Source organism: Leclercia sp. UBA5076 (assembly GCF_002416465.1).
Taxonomy (GTDB): Bacteria; Pseudomonadota; Gammaproteobacteria; order Enterobacterales; family Enterobacteriaceae; genus Enterobacter.
Window position 1 is genome coordinate 19526 of sequence record NZ_DIAO01000002.1, and the last position, 21749, is coordinate 41274.

The window sequence follows — 21749 nt, forward strand, 5'->3', positions numbered from 1 at the left end:
CCCAAAGAAACGGGGCTTTCGCCCCGTCAGTTACTCTCCGGCAGCGGCAGTGAAAGTGATTTCTTCACTGGTTTGTGCCACACCTTCGACCGTACCCGTTACGGTGAACGTTCCGGCAGTATCAGAGGTGAGTTTCACCGTGGCGCCACCGGCAGAGCCGGTCTGCGATCCCGCAGTGCTCAGCGTGCCGCCAGTAGACGACCAGGCGACAGCCGCTCCGGACACGCCCGCGCCGTTACGCGTATATTTCAGGGAAAGGGTAACCGCATCGGTACTGTCAGCAGTTGCGGAAGTTTTATCCGCTGACAGTGTTACTCCCCCGGGGCGGTTCCCAGCTTGATCAGCACGCCTGCAGTGGACTTGTTGCTGGTGAAATGCTTCTTCCAGTTACCGGCCGTGCCGATGGCGGTCAGATCCGGGTTCTCACCTTTGGCCGTATCCCAGCTGTAGCCCAGCAGTTCAACATTCACCGTACCCTCCGCACGGTAGCCAACCGCGAGGTTTTCCTGATCATTGATGTCGTAGGAGCGGAAGCCCGGCGCCTGCGATTCGGTCACGGTCACCGCACCGGCCACCAGCCCCAGAATGGCGGCGGCATCCATGGTATCGGTCACCAGCACCGGCTTACCCAGGGTGCCCGGCTGGCCGCCGTACACCACCACGCCCGCTTCTTCGTAAATCTTGCTGGCGATCGCCTCGTCCACGATGTCGAAGTAGGTAGCGGAGTGCATGACGAACAGCACCACGCGGTTAAATTTGTCGCCGTATTTGCGCAGCCCGCGCGTAAGGGTTTTCTTTCCGTCGGTTTCGATATCGGCGGTAACAACCATATCGGCATTAGCTCCGATTGCAGCCGTTAGCGCCTTCAGGCCATATTTCACGTAGCCTTCCAGGGTGGCATCAGCCACATCAACGCCGATCACCTCGGAGAACTCATCCACCGTGCGGCCACGGCGTTTGAATGCCTCTTCAGTGGTTTCGTACGGACCGTATTTCCACGGCGCCTTAACAGATACCGCTTCGCCTGCACCGATTTTTTTGCCGTTCACTTTGCCGACGGAGTTCACGTCACGCGACTCGATGGAGCCACCTACCTTGTAGAAAGCGCGCTTGCGGAAGTCGCCTTCAATCAGCTCGTTATCCAGCAGGATCGCACCATTGGAAGAGGTGTTAAACACTTCCAGATTATCCTGGCGGCGCTCGAGGAAAGCGGTCTGTGCCAAATCGTCATAGATGACCAGATCGTTATTAACAGTTGTAGCCATTGAGTAAGTCTCTTATTTCGGGAGTTTGAGGAAGGCCTGCTGGCCATGCTTGCGGATATAGTCCGCCTTTTCGCTGGCGCTCATTTCTGAACGTTTCTGGCTGCCACCACCGCCTGGTTTGTGTCCACCCGCACCGGTACCTTCTGCACGCGGGAACAGGTGCGGTGCCGTCTCCTTGAGCGACTCCGCCCATTCAAGCGGGCTTAGTGGGGTTTTGCCGTCCTTACCGAACAGAACGTCGCCATTCGCATCAACTGCTACGGCCTCGCCTTCGTCGTTGAGCTGGAATGTGCCTCTGGCACGCAGGATCAGGTCATCGGATGCTTCCGCCAGTGCGCCAGCTTTTGACGCTGCCGCCCGGATGGCATCACCCAGTACACGATCCCGGAACTTGCCGGAGAAGGCTTCGGCCTTTTCCGCGCGTTCATTGGCCGCTTTGATCTGCTTATCGACATCAGCGCGCAGGCGCTCGGTGCGCTTATCCAGCACCTCGTCAATTTTCCCGGCGGCGATCAGCTTTGCCTCTTCGTCGTCGGAAAAACGCTGCAGGATGCCGCGCACGGCATCAGGGTCGATGCCTTCATAGCGGGACAGGTTGTCTTTCTGCTGCTTGATCGTACCCAGCAGCTCAGAGTTTTTGGTTTTCAGGCCGGTCACCTGAGCTGCGACCTGATCATCAATCAGCTTCTGAATTTCTGGGGTGATTTCGGTACCGCCCCCCCCGCTGCCCTGGCCATCGTCTTCAGGTGCGTAGTATTTCAGGAGCATATTTCGGATTAACATGGTTTCCCCTTGGGATGTTATGGGCCTAGCCCAATAAAAAAGGCCGCCCGGAGGCAGCCATGTGTAAAAAGGTTTTGGGGTCAACTGAGCGCTTTCAGTCGGGCCAGGCTTATCCATTCGCCTTTGTCCGTGAACATCTCCCCGAACTTTACCTCGCCAGCGCGGTAAAGCGCGGCCCGCTCCGGCCCGAGGATCTCATCCTGTCGCTGCGGCGACTGCCGGGCCAGCCATTCAAGATAGGTGGTATCCGCCGGCACCTGCCCGTCCATGCTGGCGCGGATGCCTTCATCCAGCTCTTCGCTGTCGATCCCGAGCTCACGCCATGATTTGGTAATCAGCGTCTCCGTGGAACGGCAGCAAAAGTGAATTTTTCCCGGCCCCTGCAGGTAAGGCACCTTGTGACCAATCGGTTTGTTGTTCAGGGTGTAACGCAGGCGATCACGGATGATGCACGTCGGCGTGGTTTTATTGTCCAGCGTGGAGAGCCACTGCTTACCCTTCAGGATATCGCTGTTGGCCTCTGCAAAGTTAGTCCGTGCCGTGGCCGCCAGGTGATTCACAGCCGTTTTGGTAATGCTGGTGGCATTGGTCCGGCTGACCTGCAGCGCCCCGTCCTTATAGCCTTTGCTGGCGATCCCGCGCACCTGCCGGGCAATGGTCTCCGTGGTATCACCCATCAGGTAGCCGCGGCGCACTGCATTAACAACGCGTGCCATGCGGTCGGCTTCCAGATTATCGACCCACTCGCTCAGTAACCGCCCGTGAAAGGGCTGGGCCATGGCTGCCGCGTATAGCTGCTCAGGCGTGATACCCTGCAGCGGGTACCGCTCTTTCACCCGCTGCGGCAGCAGCGTATCAAAAAGGCTCAGCTGATAGCCCGCTTCGTGCCCGGCCAGTTGCAGAAGCTCATCCGCCAGGCTGGTCTGCATGCCCGCGATGGCCTGCTGGTTAAGCTCACGTACGCTGCCAAGCAAACTTTCGAGACGGGCCACGGTAAACTGACTGGTGGGCAGACTGTCCATCGCCACCAGCAGGCGCGCGGTGAGTTCGGCGTCACTGTCATTCAGCAGCTTCACCATGCGGTTTGCCAAGCCAGTGCTGTAGCGGCTGATCCAGACGGTGTGGGCTATGGCTTCGTCACGTAACCTTTCATTTACTGTTGCCATTGTTACCGCCGATCAGGGTGGGATTGGGGTTGTGCAGCTCGTCAATAATATCGTCGGGGCTGTCTGCCGGATTGATGAGGTCAAGCTTCTGCAGCGCACGAACCATATCAGTGTCGCGGATTGCACCGGACTGCCAGGCGTTCACAATAGCGGTAACCATGCCGGACTCGGCGACCTTAGCAATGAACTCCTGGTTGATCGCATAGGCCGCCTGCTGCTCGCCGACGCCCAGATATTTCGCGCACCAGCCGATGGCCAGTGAGTAGGCCTCTGATACGTTGGACACGCAGATACCCAGCACGGATGTGGATGATGTCTGCTCGCTGCTGGACTGGGTCGCAGTCTTCACCGCTGCGTTCTGCTCAATGAGCCGCGCACCCAGCTGCACCATGTAGTCGCGCTTGCTGTCCATCGCTTCTTTCGCCAGCATGTTGGGCTGAGCCTGGGCATAACCAAAACTGCCCTCACGGGGCAGAAGCAGTGGCGAGCGGGAGCCGATTTTGACCCCCTTCTTCTCCAGGTGATCGCGCCATCCTTCATCCAGCCCCGTCATGTACGGCTGAACCTGGCCGGAGAACCACACGCTGTCTTCGTAATCGGCGCTGTTCCGGAAGTGTCCATGGTTTATCTCCACCAGCGCAGCCAGCGGAGAGTCATCGATAGAAGGATCGTTGTTCTGCGCGCCGACGAAGGTGAACGGAATTTCGTCCCAGCTGTCTTTGCCTTTGGGCTTTGGCTGGTATTCGCTGGTAACAGCGAACGCGCCGGAACCGGCATCCCCGCTGCGACGCCACACACGACAGACGAAACGCCCCTCTTTGAGCGCCAGCTCGCGATACTGGACCTCATCCTTGAACGCATAACCATCTTCCTTCTCCACGCATTCCCGCAGCACCACCAGCACCAGTTGATCGCGTCCGTTGATACGCTTCGTGCGCCAGTTGATGATGTTCTCGGCCAGATAACGCAGGATGATGGCCTGGCCACTGCCCTCAGCGTAATCGACATAAAGCCCGTCACGGGCCACCTCCAGCACGTTCTCGGTCACCAGCTGCGACTGCTGGTAAATGCTGGTGCCAGCGCCGTCGGCGTTCTTCAGGAGATAGCTCAGTTTCTCCGGCGCGGAAAAGGTCGGATCCTTTCTGAAGGCCAGCCCGAGGAGGCCAATCTTGGTATTACCAGTAATCGCATAGAAGACCGCCCGCTGCAGGTAGTCTTCGTTGCGCTTGCGGTTGCGTAAGCTCTTGTCTGTGGGGTCGAGCAAAGGCAGATAGTTGTTGCCCGGATCTTTTACCGCCTCCGCCCCTTTGCAGAAGTCCCTGATTTTCTTCCAGGCAGCGCAAGCCGCCCGGTGTTCAGGACGAACCCAGGTGATGTCGTTATTAGCCATATCAGAAGGTGGTATCCATAGTGATTGAGTATGCCGGTTTGACGATGGGGTAATCCTTCACAATGAGGTACCCGCCAGCATCGTTGGGGTGGTCGTTATCTGCCTTTTTATCCGGCTCGCCGTTTTTATCCCATACCTGCTGCTCAAGGCTTTCCGTATAGACCGGGCAGCGCTGGACGTTGACCAGGTACCGCCGCTCACCCAGCGCATTGCAGAACATGGCGTTCATCGAGTTGATACGATCTTTCACCGGTGGGTTGGAAGCGTTAACCATCACGCTGAATCCCGCCTCCTTGAGTTGAGCAATATCGGTCAGGCTGGCGCAGTTAGATTTACGGCTGTCGCCGGAAGCATCCGGGTAGATGTAGATCTGGCGACTGGCAACATAGCGGCCGTTCTCATAGCGCCAGAACTCTTCCTGAATGCGTTTGATCATCGCCGGGGTGTCATAAACCTTCACAAGCTCCCGCACCGCACGTGGCAACCCTTCACGCTTCACATGGACGATGGCGGCCATCTTGCCAACGTTGAAGTCCATGCCGATAAAAAGCGGCTCACCCGGGTGTTCTTCGTCAGCGCAGTTATTCAGTTTGCGATCGAATTGGTGATAAATGGTGCCGCTGGTAAGGTTGGTGAAATGCCCGCGCAGGTAGGCTTTAATCAGCTCCGGCGGATAGCTCGCCAATAAGGACGGTATATAGTCATCCGGAAGGTTCGCTTCGTTATCAAATGTGGAGGCCTGCACCAGGCCATACAGGGTCGCCAGCTCAGGCTTATCGAGTAGTGCTTTGACAAACTGCTGGTAAACGAACTTATACCCTTCCGGCGTGGTGGTGACATCAATGCCGTTACGCAGTCCGGAGACCTTGTAGCGCATGCGGGCAATGATTTTTCGCCATGCCTGCTGTGCTTTGAGCGCGGGCATCACATCCAGTTCATCTACCAGCGCGTTGCCAATTTTAAACCCGACGATCGTGGCCGGTTTTTCCATCGAGCGGCAGATAGTGGTTCCCCGGTACTGCCGCCCGGCGTAGAAATGGACCTCTTTGTTGCTCTCGTTAATCTGGACCTTCAGCCCCCAGTCAAACGCCACCTCTTCCACTGTCGGATAGAAGATGTCACGAATCTGCGGATAGGTCGGGGCGAAGTAGCCCTGGTTGATTTTGGGAAACTCCCACATTCCCTTGCAGATGCCGCCGCAGCCAACCCACGTCTTACCAGAACCGAACCCTGCAACGTACGCTTTGAACTTATGCGGCATAGCGAGGAAACGCGCCTGGGGAACATTAAGCGTCGGCGCTATCATCACGAACCCTCGCGTCTACCACGTTAATATTGATTGCAACTGGTACGGGAACATCATCATCAGGATCGGTCGTAAGCTCTTTGCGGAGCTTCTCCACCTCCAACTGCCGGCGCTCAATTTCAATTTGCTGTAGTCGCTGCGCAAACTCGCTATCAGCCAGCCCAAGGCGCTTCATCACTGCCTCATACATGCGCTCGCGGCTTATAGCTGTTATCTCAACACCATTCTTACCCAGCTTTACGCCGGAATAAGCCAGGGCAGCATCAGGAGAAAGTTTCCGGGTATCCGCGAAGTATGGCTTCCCTATTCCATCGCCATTACAGCGTGGGCAATCAGGGTTAGGTTCCCGGTTGTGGTCGTAGCCATAGCCACCCACATCGACTGGCTCACGCTTATCGCGTTCTGTTGCTTCCAGCCTCTTCTCTTCAAACTCCACCATATCGCGCCACTGATATTGATGACCGAAGCCCCAGCAATATCGGCAGGCACCGCGACGATACTGTGAAAGCTGGTTTGCGTCGAAGGTGGCGAGTTGCCACATCTGGGAGAGAACTTCATCGGCACTACCAAGCGTGCGCTCAATAGACGCTTTCTGCTGGCGCTCTATGGCCTGCGCAACTGAAGTTTTCTTAAGTAGCTGATGACCTATTTGATCTGCGGTCTTTGTACTGTATCCCGCCCGGATAGCTGCCTGTGTAGCATTGCGATCCTTCAGGTATTCTGCGACGAAAAGTCTTTGCTGGGCCGTCAAGCCATCATCATCTACCAGCTCATCTGCGCACTTTTTCTTTTGCGCAGTGCGCACTTTCTTCTGCGCAGTTTTTTGCGCAGTTTGCGCATTAGGCTTTTTGATATGTCGGCGTGCGGTTGCATAATTCAGTCCCTGCGCTTCACACCACTCCTTCGGTGATACGCCGGTTACGGCATGGTCGGACAGGAACCGTTGCTGAAGCACGCCCCAGTCCGGTTTTGCCATAATTTTGCTCTCAGGATTAAAATCATTAAAAAAGCCACTCGGAAGTGGCTTTTACAATGACATAATTAACATACCAATAAAGTTAGTTCAGACTTACCCAAACGTGGATTATCAATAGCACCAAACATCAATGTGCTTAACGGCACTTATAAGACACTTTTCGTTCTTAACTTGCTACGAATCAACCCTGCTAATCTCATCACGCAATCATCAAAAGGCTTCCTAATTATAGTTGTATTTATTTGCTTCCGATTAAGCTCACCAATCAATTCTTCATCAGGTTTTGGATCAACAACAATAACATCCGCCTTTGAATCTAAAATCGCATCCCAAATATGATGATCATGTTGAACGTATTTAACACCTACAATAACAACCGTTTCGGACTCAGTTACTGCCTTATTAAAATCGCTTTTTAAAGTCTCAAGCATCTCTTTATTTATCACCGCTCTTTTTTCTTTGTTGTACATGCACATCATCGGACTTAAAAAGGCGGACTTAGGACTATCACACCAGTGCTGGATATCATTGTGATTATTTAGAAAATCCATGCGATCTGTTCTAATGAAAGAACCGCAATTAACTGCTGTCATCCCCCCTAAAAAATTCTCACCCACGTCTGGAACAAAGTTAGAGGAACCATGAACCTTCAATAAAGAAACTTCTCCCTCATGTACTCCATAACGCACATATTTGGCTCCAGAAATTGCAAGTGATTGCTCTATCAACAAATCATAATTTAATGTCATCAGATGAATTTCATTAACTAAACCACCTAACATCCTAAACAACTTGACGTAAACATTCTTTTCGCTTGGTTTAAACGCAGATAAATATAAAGCTAACTCTTTTTGCAAAGGATTAATTATCGAACTGTCGTTTGGTACAACAAGCATGCCTTGCTCAAAACCCTTCTCACGAAATTCATGCTTTATTTCTTCGGGCAGCCTTGAATAAGCCCCATTTAGCTTTTCAAGTTCACCGAATAAGTAATCACCTTGAGGAGGGGTAGGAACACCTTTAGCTTCTGAGCCGTAACTTGCACCAGCACCAAATATTAATGACAGCATGTGAATATCCATTTGTGGAGAGTGATATTTGAACAATACCAATCTTTTTCACTAACATCTATGATTTAGATCTAGCTACTCAATAACTTATTTCCTGACTATAAGCTCTCCAGAATGAGCTTAGAACTAATATTGCGAGGCACGCAATGCTTCAACCTTCCTGATACTGGCCTTATCGATGTTGCACTGGCCCAGCGCCGACAGAAGGCTCACATTCAAATCCAGGCTGGCCCCGTAGGTCAGCGGTTCGGGAATGGCTGGCTGTTGCGTCTCAGCTGTCAGGTTTGCCGGAAGCGGCACCACCGGAACTTGCACGTAAACTGTCCGCGAACTGCCGCAGCCGGTCAGCAGCTGCAGGAGGGACAGGCCGATGAGCGCAGTCATCATTCGCAATAGCCGCTTTGACATCTGCCTGGGCTCCCTGTGACTCCAGTGCGATCTGGTTCTTGGCATCCTGATTGGCCTCTGAAATAGCGTTGATGATGTTCACGGCCTGAATCACGTTGGCGGTGACGATGTTTGCCGATTCGGCCTGTTGTTCTGCGCTATCCGCCCGCGCCTTTTCCCGGCTGGCCTTATCGCTGTAATGCCAGGCTGACCAGCATGCCCCGCCGAACAGGCAGAGAATGAATATTGCGATCGCAATGAGATAGTGGAGTTTCATCAGAACACTCCCGGGGCTGATGGTGGAGTACCCGGGTTAAGCGGCCCGGCGCCACCGTCAAACAGCTGCGGCTTTTGCTGCCACTCGCAGACTGAGCGCTCTATCTCGCGTCGGGTGATCAAGCCTTTCCACTGTTGCCCGCCAGCGTACGTCCAGCGCTGCAGCTCTTTGCAGGCACCAGCTACATCACCGGAGTTCAGCTTTTTCAGCAGCGTTGATTTGCCAAACGCGCCAGCGCCCACGTTATAGGTGAACGAGTAAAGCGCCGCTCTGGTGGTCTCAGGGATACGAACCTTAATCAACGGATCGATGGCCGCTGCCACCTTGCGCAGGTCTGACTGCAATAGGGCATCGCATTCCCGGTTGGTATAGCGGTAACCGCGCCGAACGTCAGCTCCAGTGTGTCCGTCGCATACGGTCCATATGCCAACCACATCCTGGTATGCGTAATACCTTCGCCCTTCCAGTCCGCCAGCATTGCCCAGCATAACCGCTGCAATCGTGATGGCTCCCGAACCGCCAGCAATCGCGGCCATCAGCTTATTCCTCAATGTCGGGTTCATGCCGGCTCCTGTTGCGACGGTTTTCTTCGCGGATTTTGAAGTACAAATTTGTCAGGTACGTAAGAACAGCAACTACTATGCCCACCAGCACGCCGATGGCGTTCCACTGCTCAGGGCTGTATGCGTTAAGAATGCCGTTCAACACGCTCCCCGCAGAGGCGCCATAAGCTGCGCCGGTGGTTATTTTGTCCATTCGAAACATCTCTCACCTCCGATAATTCCGGGGTGCTGTGTGTAGTTGGGATCAGGCTCTCCGGACGAATTAACGACAAGACGAGTGATGGGAGTTCCGGGAGCCTGAGATAAAAAAAGGCCCGCATTTTCAGCGGGCCTAACTGAGTTTAAATCTAAGTAGGTAGGTATGTTCCCCAGCCACCATCCGTATTGCAACTGTGTCGAGCAGCATTACTGACCGGTCAGGAGCTCCGGTTAATGGTTATGACTTGGTTACGATTAAATAATAGCACTACTAACGAAGCGCATATAAAAAAAGCCTGCTTTTGCAAGCAGGTAATACTAAACCCAGGTATTGATACTAAGACAGGTGCCGGGTGCCTCCCGGTGACTCGCTACCAGTTATACGAGCCGCAAGCATATCTGCACTTAGCAGTTAACTGGATTGCCCCGCCGCACAGGGGGATTCACCTGACTCTTAACAATAGCAAAAGTTTGTCAGAATTCTAAAGTGTCGATGCTCAAACAGAAAACTGGAAGCAAGTTCCATTAAGCCATCGAGCGGCACGCTTCTGCGCAACGAAGGCAAGCTTCAGAGCATTTCTGACAATGTTCTGCTTCGTGCTTCCCACATTCTTCACCGCATTTCTGACAGACTTCTGCGCAGACACGGCATAGCGATTTGGCAAATTCACTATCAAAGGTCATAAATTGCGCTGCGAGCCGACAAATATTCGCGCACTGCATATCGAGTCTTATGCACTCACGCATCATATCCACTTGTTCTTCTTTCAGACATGAAGCAGCACAATAATCACAGGCAGCCGCGCATTTGTAGCAGGCCTCGATGCATTCAGCATGGTTAATTGGCATATTTCGCTCCTTTCAGTCGTAAGCAGAAAACTAAGTCTGGTTACAGAAGTGCGATGATGCCAGTTAATAGGAGCGTTATTCCAAATTCGCCTAAATTGTAATTACAGGGAACGCATTCGAATAACGACTACCTTCATCAAATTCCGAAACGACTAACGATCTCATGATGGTGTAAGAGGACCTTCCAGAACTTCTGCTTCACCATTATCACAAATGGGATCCCCCTGCGTCAGATGCCAGATACCGGTTACGGTCTTACCCGTTTCAAGGTCTTCGGTTTCTCCGTGGGTGTAGTAGGCAACCTGGACCTTCCCTTGGTGCTGTATCCAGTAAAATCCTTCCTCCATAATCATTGTCCTCTGCAAGCTCTGACAGAACTCATCAAGATGACATTATCTGATATGTAAACCGGAATCCAGGCTTGCTGTGCGCCACATAACTTACATCAGGGCCGGACAAAGAAGTGCATGAGTGGGTGTGATGCCGGGTGCCTCCCGGTGACTCTGCGCCAGACCACAGAACCGCGTTTACAAACCCGACTCGTTTTGCCTAGCCGCCCCACCGCTGAGGGGGATTCACCACCCGGGCACTCTACGTTGCTTGCGCCTTAAAAGATACATTTAACTTACAAGTTACTTAATAATAAAAAACCCCGCCATAGCGAGGTTCAGGATTTTTAACTCTGGACATATAAAGCCCATCGTTAGTAAGAAATTAACACAGATTCCGGAAAAGTAAATAGCCCTCGCTTGAAACGTAAGCTATTTCCGTGAGCGCTATCGCGTTATCTGTTTCAGCTGCGCCTCTGCCCACGCCTCTTCAATGTCGAATTTAGTGATCAGCTGATCGTAGAATGGCTTGACCGACTTTTCCCAGGTGGCGACAGTGATCGCATCGGTGAGCCGGCAAATAGCCGCATATGCCTCAGTTGAAGGGATTCGCTCATAACCACGCCCGCTGCAGCGCTTGCAGGTGCCAAACACCGGTACGCCCTGCTTCTTCGTTTCTTTCTGGTTTACGGCTGTGCCGCGCCCCCGGCAATCGTTACAGGCACAGCTGATAACCTTCTTCCCTTTGCAGGCTGAGCACAGCACCCGGGTCACCTCTTTCACCTCACGCCGATTCTGATGCTGCGATGGGATAACCTTCAGTCCCCATTTTTTTGATTTTTGGATGATGTCCTTTGCACATCCAGAGATGCTGGTTTTCATACTAAACACATCAGCCTCAATGAACCCCCGCCCCGCGCAGCAATCGCACGGCTTCACGCTGGCGGCACTGCGGGAATAGTCCTCAAAGGCGAACGCGGCCAGCTGGCGCATCACCAGTGGCTTAACCGCGGCATCCAGCTTGCGCAGCGCGGCGACCTTATCGCATTTGCTCAGCGCGTAATCGGCCAACAGCGCGATCGCCCGCTCCCTGTCGTTATTGCTGATCCCCATCTTTCCGAGGAAAGCGCTGTACCCCATGGCGGCGCGTTCCTGCGTCATGCCCATGGCAGCCATGATATCTGTACAGGTCAGTGCATCTGATGCAGTGGCGCGCGGGGAGTCGCTGATCATCGTGGACTTTGCGAAGTGATATTTCACGGTGTTTTCGAGGTTCATGCTGCAGCTCCTGCAATCTGGTAGATGCGAATAAAGTTACGAAGGATGCGATAGTCCACCAGCACCGTACCCGGACGGCGATAAATGCGGAGGCGCAGCCAGCGCATGCGAAGCGATTCGATCAGTTCTGGTTTCATGCGGCCACCTGCTGCTTAAGTTGTTTGAGTTTTGAGCGATACTCGTCGCGGATCCGGATGTAGTCGTCGCGCTTCCATTTCGGTAATTCGTGCGGGCCCATAAGGGCATCAAAGCGGGCCTGGCCGATTTTAGCGATAAGCGCCGGACGGTAGGCGGTAAGGTTGCCAGAAAGATGGTTATTGCATGGGGCGCACTGGCGATGGCAGTTGTCCTCGTTGAAGCGCAGCTCCGGATTGGCACCAGTCGTGCGGTAATGCCCGGCGTGATACTGACCGTAGTGATATCGACCACAGCTGATGCATGGCTGATGCCGATCCCGGTATCGGATGAACTCGTTAAAAGCCTGTTGGGCCAGGTCGCGGAAGTAACTCAATGGCTTCACCGCCTGGCGGCGTTCAGCCTGCCGCGCACGCTTCGCCTTCTCCTCTTCGCGCTGGCGCTTCTTCTCCGCACGCAGAGCCTCAGCCCGGTTCTTAGCTGTCTGCGCTTTGGCAACGGCGGTGGCGCACTCGTAGCAGCAGACCACCTGGCCGTCACGCACGGGGTGGAACCACTCACGACAGATCTGGTTTACGCACTTACGGCGGGGTTTCTTAGCCATGCTCACCCCCAGACCTTTTGGCGGAACGTACGCGGCGTGGGCTCGAGGTAAGTAACCTCCTGCCGCTCCACGCTGACGGTCCAGGTGAGGTAATCAGGATTGAGGCTGCGCTCTACGGCAACGCCGCGACGCTGATACTGCCGCTGAAGCTCATCGGCCTGCTCGGTTGTGCATTCGGTGTGGTGGAACCATGATTTCGCCATCTGGTCAGCCCCCGAAGCTCATCAGCTGCGCAGCGGCGTTCTCGGCCTCGCGCTGGTCCCTGAATGCGCGCGACAATATCCAGCGCCACAGGACATCAAGCGCGGCTTTGTAGAGCTGCTGAAACTCGGTCTCGTCCATGTTTGCGAAAGCGATACTGCGGGGATGTTTCCGGAGGGTGCCGTCAGGCAGCTGGATGGCGTCGTAATGCCCGGATTCGATGGTCACCCAGGCGCGATACGCGTCGAAGGATTTGCAGGCGCTGATGCTGCCAGTGCGCTTATCAGCGATGCGTTCGAGATACTGCTCAGCAGCATCCAGCAGCGCGGTTTCACTCCCGCCGAACGATGCCAGGTATTTGGCATAGCCGGTCACCAGCTTGCGTTCGTTGGATGAGATAGCGCCGCCGGTTGGTTCCCAGTATTCGAAGCCGAGATTCAGCAGAGCGAAGAAACGACGATGGAAGGCCGGATTACGGACCTGTTTGAAGTCGGCCACCAGCACGGCGCCGAGCTTGATTTTTGATTGCAGAAAGTCGCTGGTCTCCGGCGTGGCCGGGATCAGGATTCCTGAGGACTGTTTGATGAGTTGTAACTGCGCCATGGTGTTCTCCGTGGCGCATCAGGTCAACGGGTGTTCAGTCCGTTGATATCATAATATCAGAGGGTTGATTGACGCGGTAGCCGAGGCGGCGAAGAAAACGGGTTCCGGACGACAGATTGAAGATCCCTTCGTCCTCCAGCAGCGGGCGGCACGACACCAGACCATTCCTGGTGTAGACGAGACATCGGCTTTCAAACGGCATAGATCCAATAAGCTTGCCGTCTGAACGCCTGATAATGTCGTACCAGTCACCCTGCTCCTGCTTTTCTTTCACATCGACCTCCTCACTTTGCTATCACCAAATACCCTCTCCCGGCGGGGAGAACTCCACTCCACAGAGCCAAAATACCAAATGGCGCAAATTTCCTAATAGGTTCGCCGGAAGAAAAATTCATTTTTCTCTGTAGCATCTTAACCATACAACAAAATACTGTATGTATAAACAGTATTTATTCGTTTGGCTTAAGTATGCACATGAAATACATGCCTGTGCAAGTCCATTCATCTGATTGATTTAAATAAATTTTTACGCTACTTCCGTGTAAAAACCGACCTTATTTTTTAACACTTTGGCGGCACAGAGAGCACCGGGGTAAATACCTGATTAAAAAACTCTCACCTCCTCTGGGCGAGGGGTGAAGCAGCTTTTATGGATAATTTAATGGGGTGACACTTTTTGTCAGGTTGATAATTTGTTGCCGGTCGCCGGTTATTAACTGATCGATTTCATAGATCAATATTCTTGTATCGATCGGTATTATCAATCAGACGTTACAGCAGCAACTTTCTGGGATGCCGACGGGTGAGAAAAAGGCCTCCGGAGAGGCCCTGGCTGTCGATATGGGGATTCGCATATCGCTTGTATGGTAGGTTATGCGGCCTGTTCTCGCTGTTCGCATAACTCTGGCAGATTGGCACGCACCTGAACTTCGACAAACGGAGGGGGCTTATATTGCCATATACTCCTTAATTTGGGAAGATGAGCCTGAGAATCTCTGTGGGATCAAGCAAATTAAATTGAGGATATGTCTATGGGTTTCTGGGGAAAAGGTAATAATCCATTTTTTAACCACGACTTCGATGCCGCGCAAAGGGATAGAGAAGCACATAGAGCAAGCGAAACTGCTCATAAAGAAAAACTCGCTTATGAGCTTGATTTACAAAAGCAGCGCTTGGACGCGGATGCCGCTCTTTCAAAACTGAGGATTCAAAAAAATGCAATGGAAGCTCAGTATAAAGGGAAGATTAAAGCATATGAGGCACAATTAGCAGAAATGCGAAAAGTATTCTATTGCATGGTTATTCGTTCTTGTATTTTTGAAAAAAACCTCAACGATTTCATTAAAATACACCCTGAACTGAGTGAAGAATTATTAGATAACCTTCAGGATGCTGAAGAGCACTGTTTTGCTGCTGATTATAGAGATAAGTGGTGGAAATGGGTCAATGAAGTAGAAATTAACTATGACATGGAATATTTGAAGCTTCCCTTTCCAAAAAGGGAAACAAAAAAATAATCTGATTACTAATATAATCCCCTCAGCATTGAGGGGATTATAGGTCAGGTGCAATTTGCTTTGACTGACATAGCTCCGGCAAATTTTCCCGCACCAGCGCCTCAACGATCACCGGCATGTTCAGGCGCTCTTTGTACGCAACTACGGAAGCTGCAAGGTCAATGTTCCCCTTGTCGAAGTCTTCCTGTGGTTTTTCTGCAATGTTGTGATTAATCATCGATTACTTCGTAATCATTCAGAATACGTCCCAAGACAACCCTTGAAGTGCGCTCTGTCGAGAAACGAAACCCATCGCTAATCTGTGTTAAGATTGGGCCACTAAATAAAACGTTTCCTAAATATGAAACATCCATCATGCCACCCATATTTTCCTTAGAAATGGATCGAATCCTATTCGCACAATAATCGGTAAAGTTGATGGATAAACTTTCTCCCTCATCCTTTCCCGTATAATTAATTTCCTTTATGCAATCAGGCATGAATGCGTAATTTTTCCCGTTTACAGCAAATTCCAAGCCACTGCGTGCAGCGCTCGCACTCAAGGAGACAAGCGCTGCTGATATCAAAATACATACCTTTAATTTCATATCCCCTCCATATTGAAGAGGATTATACATCACACCTGCTGAGGTGCTGCTGCAATCATCGCAGCCCAGCACCACTTAGCCCGGTGCGCCGCCTGTTCGCAGCCACTCATTGCCTCGAATGCCTCCCACGCTTCTGAATCGCGTAACTCTTCGCGTAGTTCTGCTTCGAAACCAGCAATGATCATGCTCTCTGTCGGCTCAACAGGCACAGCAATCCACCCATCAGGAATGGCCTGCTGCATGATTTTCTGGTATGCAGCAACCTGCGGATCTACTGGATACGATAAGTCGCGCTGGTTGCCCTGAGGCATGACAACTCGAAGTACTGCATCATGAAGAGCCATTGCGCCTACTTCTCGCTGAGCAGCATCTTCGTAGCTAATGCCATTCGTCTCCATGACGCAGTCCCTGTCGAGATATTCGGAACATTCATCCAGGGCTTTACGGATACCCTGCTGCTGCATGGCCGCCAGCGCATCCCGCTGCTTCGTCATCTCGCGCAGCGCCGCGGTGGTGCAGTCCAGACGTTCGGCCAGGCGCGAAACAATCTTCGCAATGTCCATGATCGGCGTGTCGCTGCTCATCGCCTTCGCAAACTGATGACCCACGGCCACCAGCTCTTTGTTGTTCAGTGAATCACTCATGCCCGTGCACTCCCGATAATTTTGTGGATCTGATAGCCCTGCCAGTTCTGGCGGCAAACGTCTGCAATGCTGGGTTTCTGGCGCGCCACCGGCATTGGCTTAATGCGAGTCTCCCCGCCCGGCTCCATGACGTAGACCGGGTGGCGGCGCTGGCCAATGTTCTTCACAGCACCAGCAGAAACGAGGTGCTCCAGCAGGCGACAAGCCTTTTTGCTGTCGCAGCCCAGCAGCTGGCGAACCTGGCGCGGGGTGATCTCCCCGCTGCGCTGGATGGCGCGGATGATTGTCCAGAGGTTGCTACTGGCCATCTGCAACCCCCTTGCTACCCACGGCACGCAGGTGTGACACTTTCCCGCGGTAGCTGGCCCAGTCGAAATTGACCCAAATGCCGCTGTCCATCCGGAGACGGTCCACGACGCGCGCGCCGAGTGTGGCAACCAACTCTTCGTAATTCAGGTTGCTCAGGATGCCTACTGGCTTCATGGCGGAAAGCCGGCGGTCGATTACCTGGTTGATGATCACCTTCTCACCGCTGGAACCACGCTGGATCCCGACTTCGTCCAGCACCAGCAGATCGACGTTGCACAGGTCATTCAGCAGGGAGGATTCGGACTGGCCGTCGTCGTAGCATTCGCGCACACGGAGCATCAGGTCAGGGATGGTCACCACCAGAACGGAGTGGCCAGCGGCCAGCAAGTAGTTACCGATCGCCGCAGCAAGATGGTTCTTTCCGGTCCCCGGCGCGCCGCTGAAGACGAAGCTTGCGAATCCGCCGCCGCCAAAATTCTGCGCGTAGCTCTTCGCCATGCTGTACGCCTGGCGCTGCTCCGGGCTCGACACCTGGTAGTTTGCGAACGAGCAGCTGCGGTGCAGAGCCTGGATGCCAGCACGACCAAAAATCTTCTCCGAGCGTGCACGCTGATTCTGCTTGTCGATCTCCTCAGAACGCTTGCGGCCCTCAGCTTCCTGCCATGCCTGCCACTCTTCGACGCTGTTAAATTTCGGCTGTACGCTGGCCGGGATGAACTTCTTCAGGCGCTCAAGTGCGCTGCCAGTTCCGATTAGGCTTTTCATCGCTACCCCCTGAAACCCGTTGGAATTTTCTTGTCGGGCTGGGATATGTGATTTACATCCCGGCCCGCATTGCGGCTGCTCAGTCCGAATTTAGGCTTGAACAGCCCCTGATACCCGTTGGCGATACTGGCGTTGATTACGGCTACCGGATCGTGGCCTTCGTCCAGGCACTGCTTCAGCAGGCTGAAAGCCTTGGTGACGGTCAGTTCGGTTTTGATGGCTTTGCCAGACTGCTTGCGATAGGCAACCCACTCACTCCAGGACGACGCATCCAGCCATTCAGGAACCGGGATACTCAGCGGGTCAAACTTCACCTTCCCCCCTGGGGGATTAGAGGGGGTTAGATCTGTATTTATATTTGTCTTTGGAATAATGTCTTTGGTGTTCCCTGTTTTCAGGGATACCTCTCCCTGTTTTTGGGGATGGTTATCCCCGTTTTCAGGGATGGTTGAGGGGGTAAAACTGCTATCCCTGTTTTCGGGGATGGTTATCCCTTTTTTCAGGGATGATTCTCCCTGTTTTTGGGGATGGTTATTTCCGCTTTCGGGGAGGGTAATAACCCATGAGACAACTTCAGCAGCAGGGAAAGCCGCTGGACATTTCATGCAATTCGGCTTGGCGTAAGCCCATTTATCCAGGTTGGTGTTGATCCCTATGTATCTGGTTTGCCCAATCCGGCGCAGGATGATGATGTTCCGGTAAGCCAGGCTAAGCACAGCTTCAGAGACATGCTTCACCTTCAGCGTCGTTTTGTCTGCAATGAGGCTGTTGGCGATCCGGTCTGATTTCTTCGACCAGCCATACGTCAGACGAACGATAGCGTTCAGCACACGGAACTCACGTCCTGATAACTCGACGATACACAGGGCATCCTGAATCTGGTTGGCTAAACGCAAATAGCCGTTCTCCAGTTCAGCCATGCGGCTCTCCTGTTTTCCCTGCTGCGCGGGGAATTTGTATATTTCAGCGGTATTTGACATACTGATCTCTGCAATTACGCAGTGTTTTTGCATCAGAAAGCCGTTGGTGTTCGAGCACCGCGGCTTTCGCCTTTTTAGATCCCGTCATACAGTCCCCAGCATCGTTGTGACCTGTGCCATGATCAGCGCGAATGACTCAATGCCCACCAGGTGAATTTTGGCAACGATGTCTTCGCTTATTTCCTTGCAAAGTACAGGCACTGGAGCGTCCATCGATGCAGCCTGATGGACATCACTCGATTCTTTGATGGAATCCGCAAGTCGCTGACCCTTAGTCTTGCCTGTCACCAGGCAAAACTCACGCGCCACCTTCTCGTTATCGCGAGCCATCACCGCCACGATTGCCGGAGTCAGCATCTCCAGATACTTGTCATACTTCGGCCCGGTGTTATTAATCATCCGGAAGAAATTAACTTTGGTGCCGTGCACCGAACCGGCCAGCAACAGGCCACGACCACCACTGGCAAACCACTCTTTCGCAACAAGTTGCGAGATGTAGTTTTGCGCATCGCCGGGCGTTGCCCTGTTCCAGGCTTTTACAGCCGCCCGAATGTTCGAGAGTTTGTACGATTGACGCGGAAGCTCCTGATATTTCGATGTCACCCGCCCTGGGACCGGGCTGCTATCATGGTTAAAAATTAGTGTTTGCATTGTCAGTGCTCCTACTTAGGTAAACCATCAGTGGGGTTCGGGTAGAGATCAGGGCGCAGTTCGTGGGGAGTTACGCCTGTAGCCTCGAACACTGGCAGCACACGTTCGGCAGGAATGCCGTTGCGGCGCCACAGCGAAACGGCCATTTTTGAAACGCCGATCAGGGCGCCAAGCGCGCTGGCTGAGCCGGATCGGAGAATTGCATTTTCAATACCAGTCATAGGACCTCCTTAAGTGAGCAAAGTAAAGCACCAATTTACCATTGAGTCAATACACGCCTGCCTATCAACTGGTAAAGCTATTGTTTACAATCCATGCATGAATAAAAAAGATCCCAACCAGAGCCTTATTTCCAGGCTGACTGAATTGAATGGCAAAGGCTTCTCCAAAACAGAGATGGCCAAGGTTGCCAACGTCAGTAAGCAAGCGGTAACCGGGTGGTTTCGAACCGGTAAAATCAGCAAAGAATCAGCCTTGGCTGTTGCAGACGCAGCTGGCGTATCGGTGCCATGGTTACTCGGTGAGGACGTTGGTGAGAAAGACGGACTCAAGCCGGACGAACAGCGCTTACTGGAGCTCTACCGCCAGCTGCCGGAAGAAGAGCAACAGAACATGCTCCGCATTTTTGCGCTTCGCCTGAAGGAGTTGGACGAGTTGTATGAGAAGTACATGAGTCGCAGAATCAAAGGCGACAAAACCGAATCAAATACTAACTAGACTTAACCGTAAGAAGGGGCAAGGATGGATAGCTTAAGGTATGAAAAATTTAGTGAATTTGATCATGACGATTCTTTTTTCGACTCTCTTAAGGCTGATTATACTGAGTTCCCGGTATGGCTGAAGAAAAAGGCCAATAATGGTGAGTCTGCTTATGTCCTCTATGATGATGCCCATCAGATTGAAGGATTCATGTATTTGAAAGAGGATGATGATGCCGAGGACATCTCCCCCTCCCTGCCTGACGGAAAACACCTTAAAATAGGCACATTCAAATTTGAATCAAAAGGAACGCTTCGCGGGCAGCGCTTTTTAAAAAAAGCATTTGATCATGCCATATCATCTGGGTCAGACGATATTTATGTTACTGTTTTCGAAAAGCATGAACACTTAATCAGGCTATTCCAGACTTATGGTTTTTATAAGCATGGAGATAAAGAGTCTGCTAATGGTAAAGAGTATGTCTACGCGCGCTCTATGCACGATATTAATGGGGATGTGCTCCTAGACTATCCCTTGGTGTTATCATCACAGGGAAGAAAATTTCTGCTGGCAATCTATCCAGAATTCCACACAAGATTATTCCCCGATTCAAAACTTGTTACTGAGTCGCCTGACATGCTTCAAGATGTCTCCCATGCAAATAGTATCCACAAAATATATATCTGCGGAATGCGTAGCGTTGCAGGTATGAAGCGCGGGGACATAATTGTTATATACAGAACTGGTGATAATCAAGGTCCGGCATATTATAGGGCAGTAGCTAGCTCTATTTGTGTTGTAGAAAACGTAAGACATATGGATGATTTCCCGGATGAAGAATCATTTGTAAAATACTGTTCAAAATTTAGCGTTTTTTCTGAAGAGGAATTACGTGAGTACTATTCAAAAAGACAATATCCTTACGTACTGAGATTTACCTATAACTTAGCTTTACCAAAGCGTCCTAATCGTGCTACCTTAATAGATCAAGTTGGGTTAAACGGCACTAGAGGTTTTCGCTGGAGCCATTTTGAATTGTCTGATGTGCAATTCAATAAAATTCTTGAACTGGGTAAGGTAGATGAAAGTTTTATTGTCAATCAAACCTGAATTCGCTGAAAAAATTCTTAATGGCACAAAGAAATTTGAATTCAGGAAGGGTATTTTTAAAAACAACAACATAACTACAGTTGTGATTTACGCAACCATGCCAGTTGGTAAGATAGTTGGCCAGTTCAGTATTGATGAAATACTGAAAAACGATCCAGAATCTTTATGGATTAAGACAAAAAAATACGCCGGCATCTCCAAGAATTTTTTTGATAGTTACTACTCAGGCAGAGAGACCGCTTACGCCATAAAAGTTGGTGAAGTCGAAAGATTTGAAGTTCCTCTACCACTATCTTCTTTGGGAGAGGGCATAAAAGCCCCACAATCTTTTCTCTACCTCTAAATCATGTTGATAAACCCGGCCATCGCGCCGGGTATTTTATGCCCTCTCCCACGAACTCCGCAGCCGCGCCATCTCCCCAAACTTCAAGATCCCGACCTTGCGTCGGGATTTTTTTTGCCTTCTATCACGCAATTTCACACACCAAATCCACCAAGTAAAGCATTGCTGTACTTTTTATCGCTTCACTGCTTGACCATTTAGTAAAGTGGTGATTTACTAGTATCACCAAGACGCACCACGAACCACCCAGGCATGGAGCCCACGAAGTAGCCGCCGACGGCATACGAATAGTCGGATGAGGTGGAGTGATTAACGCGCATCAGGTTAAAGAAACGTTCCGCCAGCCTGGCGACAAGGGCAAAAGAGGGTGACCATGATTGACTACGCACGTAAGCCAGTACGGCAGCAGGCCGTAAAACTGAGTTCTTTTGGGGCGTTTATTCGCCGCCTCTGTTACCTCTTGGCACAGAAGGGGAATCCTGATGCGTAACTCGAAAGAATGCGCGTACTGCCGCAAACCAATCGAGCAAGGGAAAGAAGTTAAAAACGTATTGCTCTTCATTCGCGGCGCCCAGCTGGCGCGCGAAGAACTCGATTACTGCTCTAAGCGTTGCGCTTCGTACGACCAGATGGCCCACGAAGCATAACGTAAAACCCGCGCAAGGCGGGGTCTACGTCCGGTGCCACCGACCAAAGTTACACCGGAATTTTTACCAAAACCAAAAACACACCCAATGGGCGCTATCTCTGGCCCGGGGATCTTA

32 protein-coding genes and 1 pseudogene are annotated in these 21749 nt (G+C 52.0%); 5 read left to right on the forward strand and 28 right to left on the reverse strand.

All coding sequences use genetic code 11. The features are described 5' to 3' along the window. Positions 1 to 30: 30 nt before the first annotated feature. The 19 genes from B3X29_RS01235 to B3X29_RS01330 all read right to left on the reverse strand — a co-directional run bounded on the left by B3X29_RS01235 (position 31) and on the right by B3X29_RS01330 (position 13654). Entirely contained in the window at positions 31 to 387 is a 357-nt protein-coding gene (locus B3X29_RS01235; protein WP_158251047.1) for an Ig-like domain-containing protein, read from the reverse strand. Next, the gene (locus B3X29_RS01240) at positions 312 to 1265 is read right to left on the reverse strand and encodes a major capsid protein (protein WP_103179517.1); all 954 of its coding nucleotides are present in this window, start codon (positions 1263 to 1265) and stop codon (positions 312 to 314) included. The genes B3X29_RS01235 and B3X29_RS01240 overlap by 76 nt, the downstream gene beginning before the upstream one ends. A 12-nt stretch (positions 1266 to 1277) precedes the next feature. After that, the gene (locus B3X29_RS01245) at positions 1278 to 2048 is read right to left on the reverse strand and encodes a hypothetical protein (protein WP_103179516.1); all 771 of its coding nucleotides are present in this window, start codon (positions 2046 to 2048) and stop codon (positions 1278 to 1280) included. Between the two features lie 80 nt (positions 2049 to 2128). Next, positions 2129 to 3214 carry a hypothetical protein gene (locus B3X29_RS01250; RefSeq protein WP_290503233.1) on the reverse strand — a complete coding sequence of 362 codons (1086 nt, stop codon included), beginning with the start codon at positions 3212 to 3214 and terminating at the stop codon, positions 2129 to 2131. Continuing rightward, on the reverse strand, positions 3198 to 4604 hold the full coding sequence (locus B3X29_RS01255) for a DUF4055 domain-containing protein (protein ID WP_290503234.1): 1407 nt from the start codon (positions 4602 to 4604) through the stop codon (positions 3198 to 3200). Before B3X29_RS01255 ends, B3X29_RS01250 begins: the two co-directional genes overlap by 17 nt. A 1-nt stretch (position 4605) precedes the next feature. Beyond that, the gene (locus B3X29_RS01260; protein WP_290503235.1) at positions 4606 to 5913 is read right to left on the reverse strand and encodes a terminase large subunit domain-containing protein; all 1308 of its coding nucleotides are present in this window, start codon (positions 5911 to 5913) and stop codon (positions 4606 to 4608) included. Next, on the reverse strand, positions 5891 to 6886 hold the full coding sequence (locus B3X29_RS01265) for a terminase small subunit (RefSeq protein ID WP_290503236.1): 996 nt from the start codon (positions 6884 to 6886) through the stop codon (positions 5891 to 5893). Before B3X29_RS01265 ends, B3X29_RS01260 begins: the two co-directional genes overlap by 23 nt. A gap of 146 nt (positions 6887 to 7032) precedes the next feature. Continuing rightward, positions 7033 to 7956 carry a hypothetical protein gene (locus B3X29_RS01270; RefSeq protein WP_103179511.1) on the reverse strand — a complete coding sequence of 308 codons (924 nt, stop codon included), beginning with the start codon at positions 7954 to 7956 and terminating at the stop codon, positions 7033 to 7035. A gap of 126 nt (positions 7957 to 8082) precedes the next feature. Then, positions 8083 to 8409: an Rz1-like lysis system protein LysC gene (gene lysC / locus B3X29_RS01275; RefSeq protein ID WP_422655508.1), complete on the reverse strand. Its 327-nt coding sequence runs from the start codon at positions 8407 to 8409 to the stop codon at positions 8083 to 8085. 210 nt (positions 8410 to 8619) lie between these two features. Further along, positions 8620 to 9183, reverse strand: a complete 564-nt coding sequence (locus B3X29_RS01285; protein ID WP_103179509.1) for a lysozyme — start codon at positions 9181 to 9183, stop codon at positions 8620 to 8622. Then, positions 9161 to 9385: a class II holin family protein gene (locus tag B3X29_RS01290; RefSeq protein WP_103179508.1), complete on the reverse strand. Its 225-nt coding sequence runs from the start codon at positions 9383 to 9385 to the stop codon at positions 9161 to 9163. The genes B3X29_RS01285 and B3X29_RS01290 overlap by 23 nt, the downstream gene beginning before the upstream one ends. Positions 9386 to 9906: 521 nt before the next feature. Next, entirely contained in the window at positions 9907 to 10230 is a 324-nt protein-coding gene (locus B3X29_RS01295; RefSeq protein WP_103179202.1) for a four-helix bundle copper-binding protein, read from the reverse strand. Between the two features lie 161 nt (positions 10231 to 10391). After that, positions 10392 to 10577 (reverse strand): hypothetical protein, encoded by a 186-nt coding sequence (locus B3X29_RS01300; RefSeq protein WP_103179507.1) that lies wholly within the window; start codon positions 10575 to 10577, stop codon positions 10392 to 10394. A 429-nt stretch (positions 10578 to 11006) separates the two neighbouring features. Beyond that, positions 11007 to 11837: an antitermination protein gene (locus B3X29_RS01305; protein WP_290503243.1), complete on the reverse strand. Its 831-nt coding sequence runs from the start codon at positions 11835 to 11837 to the stop codon at positions 11007 to 11009. Further along, complete coding sequence (locus tag B3X29_RS01310) at positions 11834 to 11974, reverse strand: YlcG family protein (protein WP_057107415.1); 141 nt, start codon at positions 11972 to 11974, stop codon at positions 11834 to 11836. The genes B3X29_RS01305 and B3X29_RS01310 overlap by 4 nt, the downstream gene beginning before the upstream one ends. Then, entirely contained in the window at positions 11971 to 12576 is a 606-nt protein-coding gene (locus B3X29_RS01315) for a recombination protein NinG (RefSeq protein WP_290503244.1), read from the reverse strand. Before B3X29_RS01315 ends, B3X29_RS01310 begins: the two co-directional genes overlap by 4 nt. A 2-nt stretch (positions 12577 to 12578) precedes the next feature. After that, on the reverse strand, positions 12579 to 12779 hold the full coding sequence (locus tag B3X29_RS01320) for a hypothetical protein (protein WP_290503246.1): 201 nt from the start codon (positions 12777 to 12779) through the stop codon (positions 12579 to 12581). 4 nt (positions 12780 to 12783) lie between these two features. Continuing rightward, complete coding sequence (locus tag B3X29_RS01325) at positions 12784 to 13380, reverse strand: DUF1367 family protein (RefSeq protein WP_290503247.1); 597 nt, start codon at positions 13378 to 13380, stop codon at positions 12784 to 12786. A 34-nt stretch (positions 13381 to 13414) separates the two neighbouring features. Next, positions 13415 to 13654: a hypothetical protein gene (locus B3X29_RS01330; RefSeq protein ID WP_103179500.1), complete on the reverse strand. Its 240-nt coding sequence runs from the start codon at positions 13652 to 13654 to the stop codon at positions 13415 to 13417. 757 nt (positions 13655 to 14411) lie between these two features. Here B3X29_RS01330 and B3X29_RS01335 point away from each other — a divergent pair. Next, on the forward strand, positions 14412 to 14897 hold the full coding sequence (locus B3X29_RS01335; RefSeq protein ID WP_290503249.1) for a hypothetical protein: 486 nt from the start codon (positions 14412 to 14414) through the stop codon (positions 14895 to 14897). 85 nt (positions 14898 to 14982) lie between these two features. Here B3X29_RS01335 and B3X29_RS01340 read toward each other — a convergent pair. The 8 genes and pseudogenes from B3X29_RS01340 to B3X29_RS01375 all read right to left on the reverse strand — a co-directional run. Next, a pseudogene (locus B3X29_RS01340) lies at positions 14983 to 15114 on the reverse strand (DNA polymerase III subunit theta); the annotation flags it as partial. After that, a complete protein-coding gene (locus B3X29_RS01345; RefSeq protein WP_290503253.1) occupies positions 15107 to 15484 on the reverse strand; it encodes an Insecticidal toxin complex protein tccz in 378 nt (125 codons plus the stop codon). The gene B3X29_RS01345 and the pseudogene B3X29_RS01340, both read right to left, overlap by 8 nt. A 29-nt stretch (positions 15485 to 15513) precedes the next feature. After that, positions 15514 to 16128, reverse strand: coding sequence for a hypothetical protein (locus tag B3X29_RS01350; protein WP_290503254.1), 615 nt, complete (start codon positions 16126 to 16128; stop codon positions 15514 to 15516). Next, complete coding sequence (locus tag B3X29_RS01355; protein WP_290503256.1) at positions 16125 to 16436, reverse strand: hypothetical protein; 312 nt, start codon at positions 16434 to 16436, stop codon at positions 16125 to 16127. The genes B3X29_RS01350 and B3X29_RS01355 overlap by 4 nt, the downstream gene beginning before the upstream one ends. Then, positions 16426 to 17202, reverse strand: coding sequence for an ATP-binding protein (locus B3X29_RS01360; protein ID WP_290503257.1), 777 nt, complete (start codon positions 17200 to 17202; stop codon positions 16426 to 16428). Before B3X29_RS01360 ends, B3X29_RS01355 begins: the two co-directional genes overlap by 11 nt. Before the next feature lie 2 nt (positions 17203 to 17204). Beyond that, positions 17205 to 18188, reverse strand: coding sequence for a replication protein (locus B3X29_RS01365; protein WP_290503281.1), 984 nt, complete (start codon positions 18186 to 18188; stop codon positions 17205 to 17207). A 78-nt stretch (positions 18189 to 18266) separates the two neighbouring features. Beyond that, positions 18267 to 18833: a toxin YdaT family protein gene (locus B3X29_RS01370; protein WP_290503258.1), complete on the reverse strand. Its 567-nt coding sequence runs from the start codon at positions 18831 to 18833 to the stop codon at positions 18267 to 18269. An 11-nt stretch (positions 18834 to 18844) separates the two neighbouring features. Continuing rightward, on the reverse strand, positions 18845 to 19054 hold the full coding sequence (locus tag B3X29_RS01375; RefSeq protein ID WP_290503259.1) for a transcriptional regulator: 210 nt from the start codon (positions 19052 to 19054) through the stop codon (positions 18845 to 18847). 13 nt (positions 19055 to 19067) lie between these two features. Between B3X29_RS01375 and B3X29_RS01380 the strand changes: the two genes are divergently transcribed. The 3 genes from B3X29_RS01380 to B3X29_RS01390 are packed head-to-tail and all read left to right on the forward strand — an operon-like array spanning position 19068 to position 20985. Then, positions 19068 to 19550, forward strand: coding sequence for a helix-turn-helix domain-containing protein (locus B3X29_RS01380; protein WP_290503260.1), 483 nt, complete (start codon positions 19068 to 19070; stop codon positions 19548 to 19550). Between the two features lie 24 nt (positions 19551 to 19574). Beyond that, complete coding sequence (locus B3X29_RS01385; protein ID WP_290503261.1) at positions 19575 to 20642, forward strand: N-acetyltransferase; 1068 nt, start codon at positions 19575 to 19577, stop codon at positions 20640 to 20642. Beyond that, positions 20614 to 20985: an ASCH domain-containing protein gene (locus B3X29_RS01390; protein ID WP_290503262.1), complete on the forward strand. Its 372-nt coding sequence runs from the start codon at positions 20614 to 20616 to the stop codon at positions 20983 to 20985. The genes B3X29_RS01385 and B3X29_RS01390 overlap by 29 nt, the downstream gene beginning before the upstream one ends. A gap of 197 nt (positions 20986 to 21182) precedes the next feature. On the opposite strand, the gene B3X29_RS01395 is transcribed toward B3X29_RS01390, so the two are convergent. Continuing rightward, on the reverse strand, positions 21183 to 21374 hold the full coding sequence (locus B3X29_RS01395; protein ID WP_290503282.1) for a hypothetical protein: 192 nt from the start codon (positions 21372 to 21374) through the stop codon (positions 21183 to 21185). Positions 21375 to 21467: 93 nt separating this feature from the next. On the opposite strand from B3X29_RS01395, the gene B3X29_RS01400 reads away from it, so the two are divergent. After that, positions 21468 to 21632 carry a YdaE family protein gene (locus tag B3X29_RS01400; RefSeq protein ID WP_290503263.1) on the forward strand — a complete coding sequence of 55 codons (165 nt, stop codon included), beginning with the start codon at positions 21468 to 21470 and terminating at the stop codon, positions 21630 to 21632. The last annotated feature ends 117 nt before the right edge of the window (positions 21633 to 21749 follow it).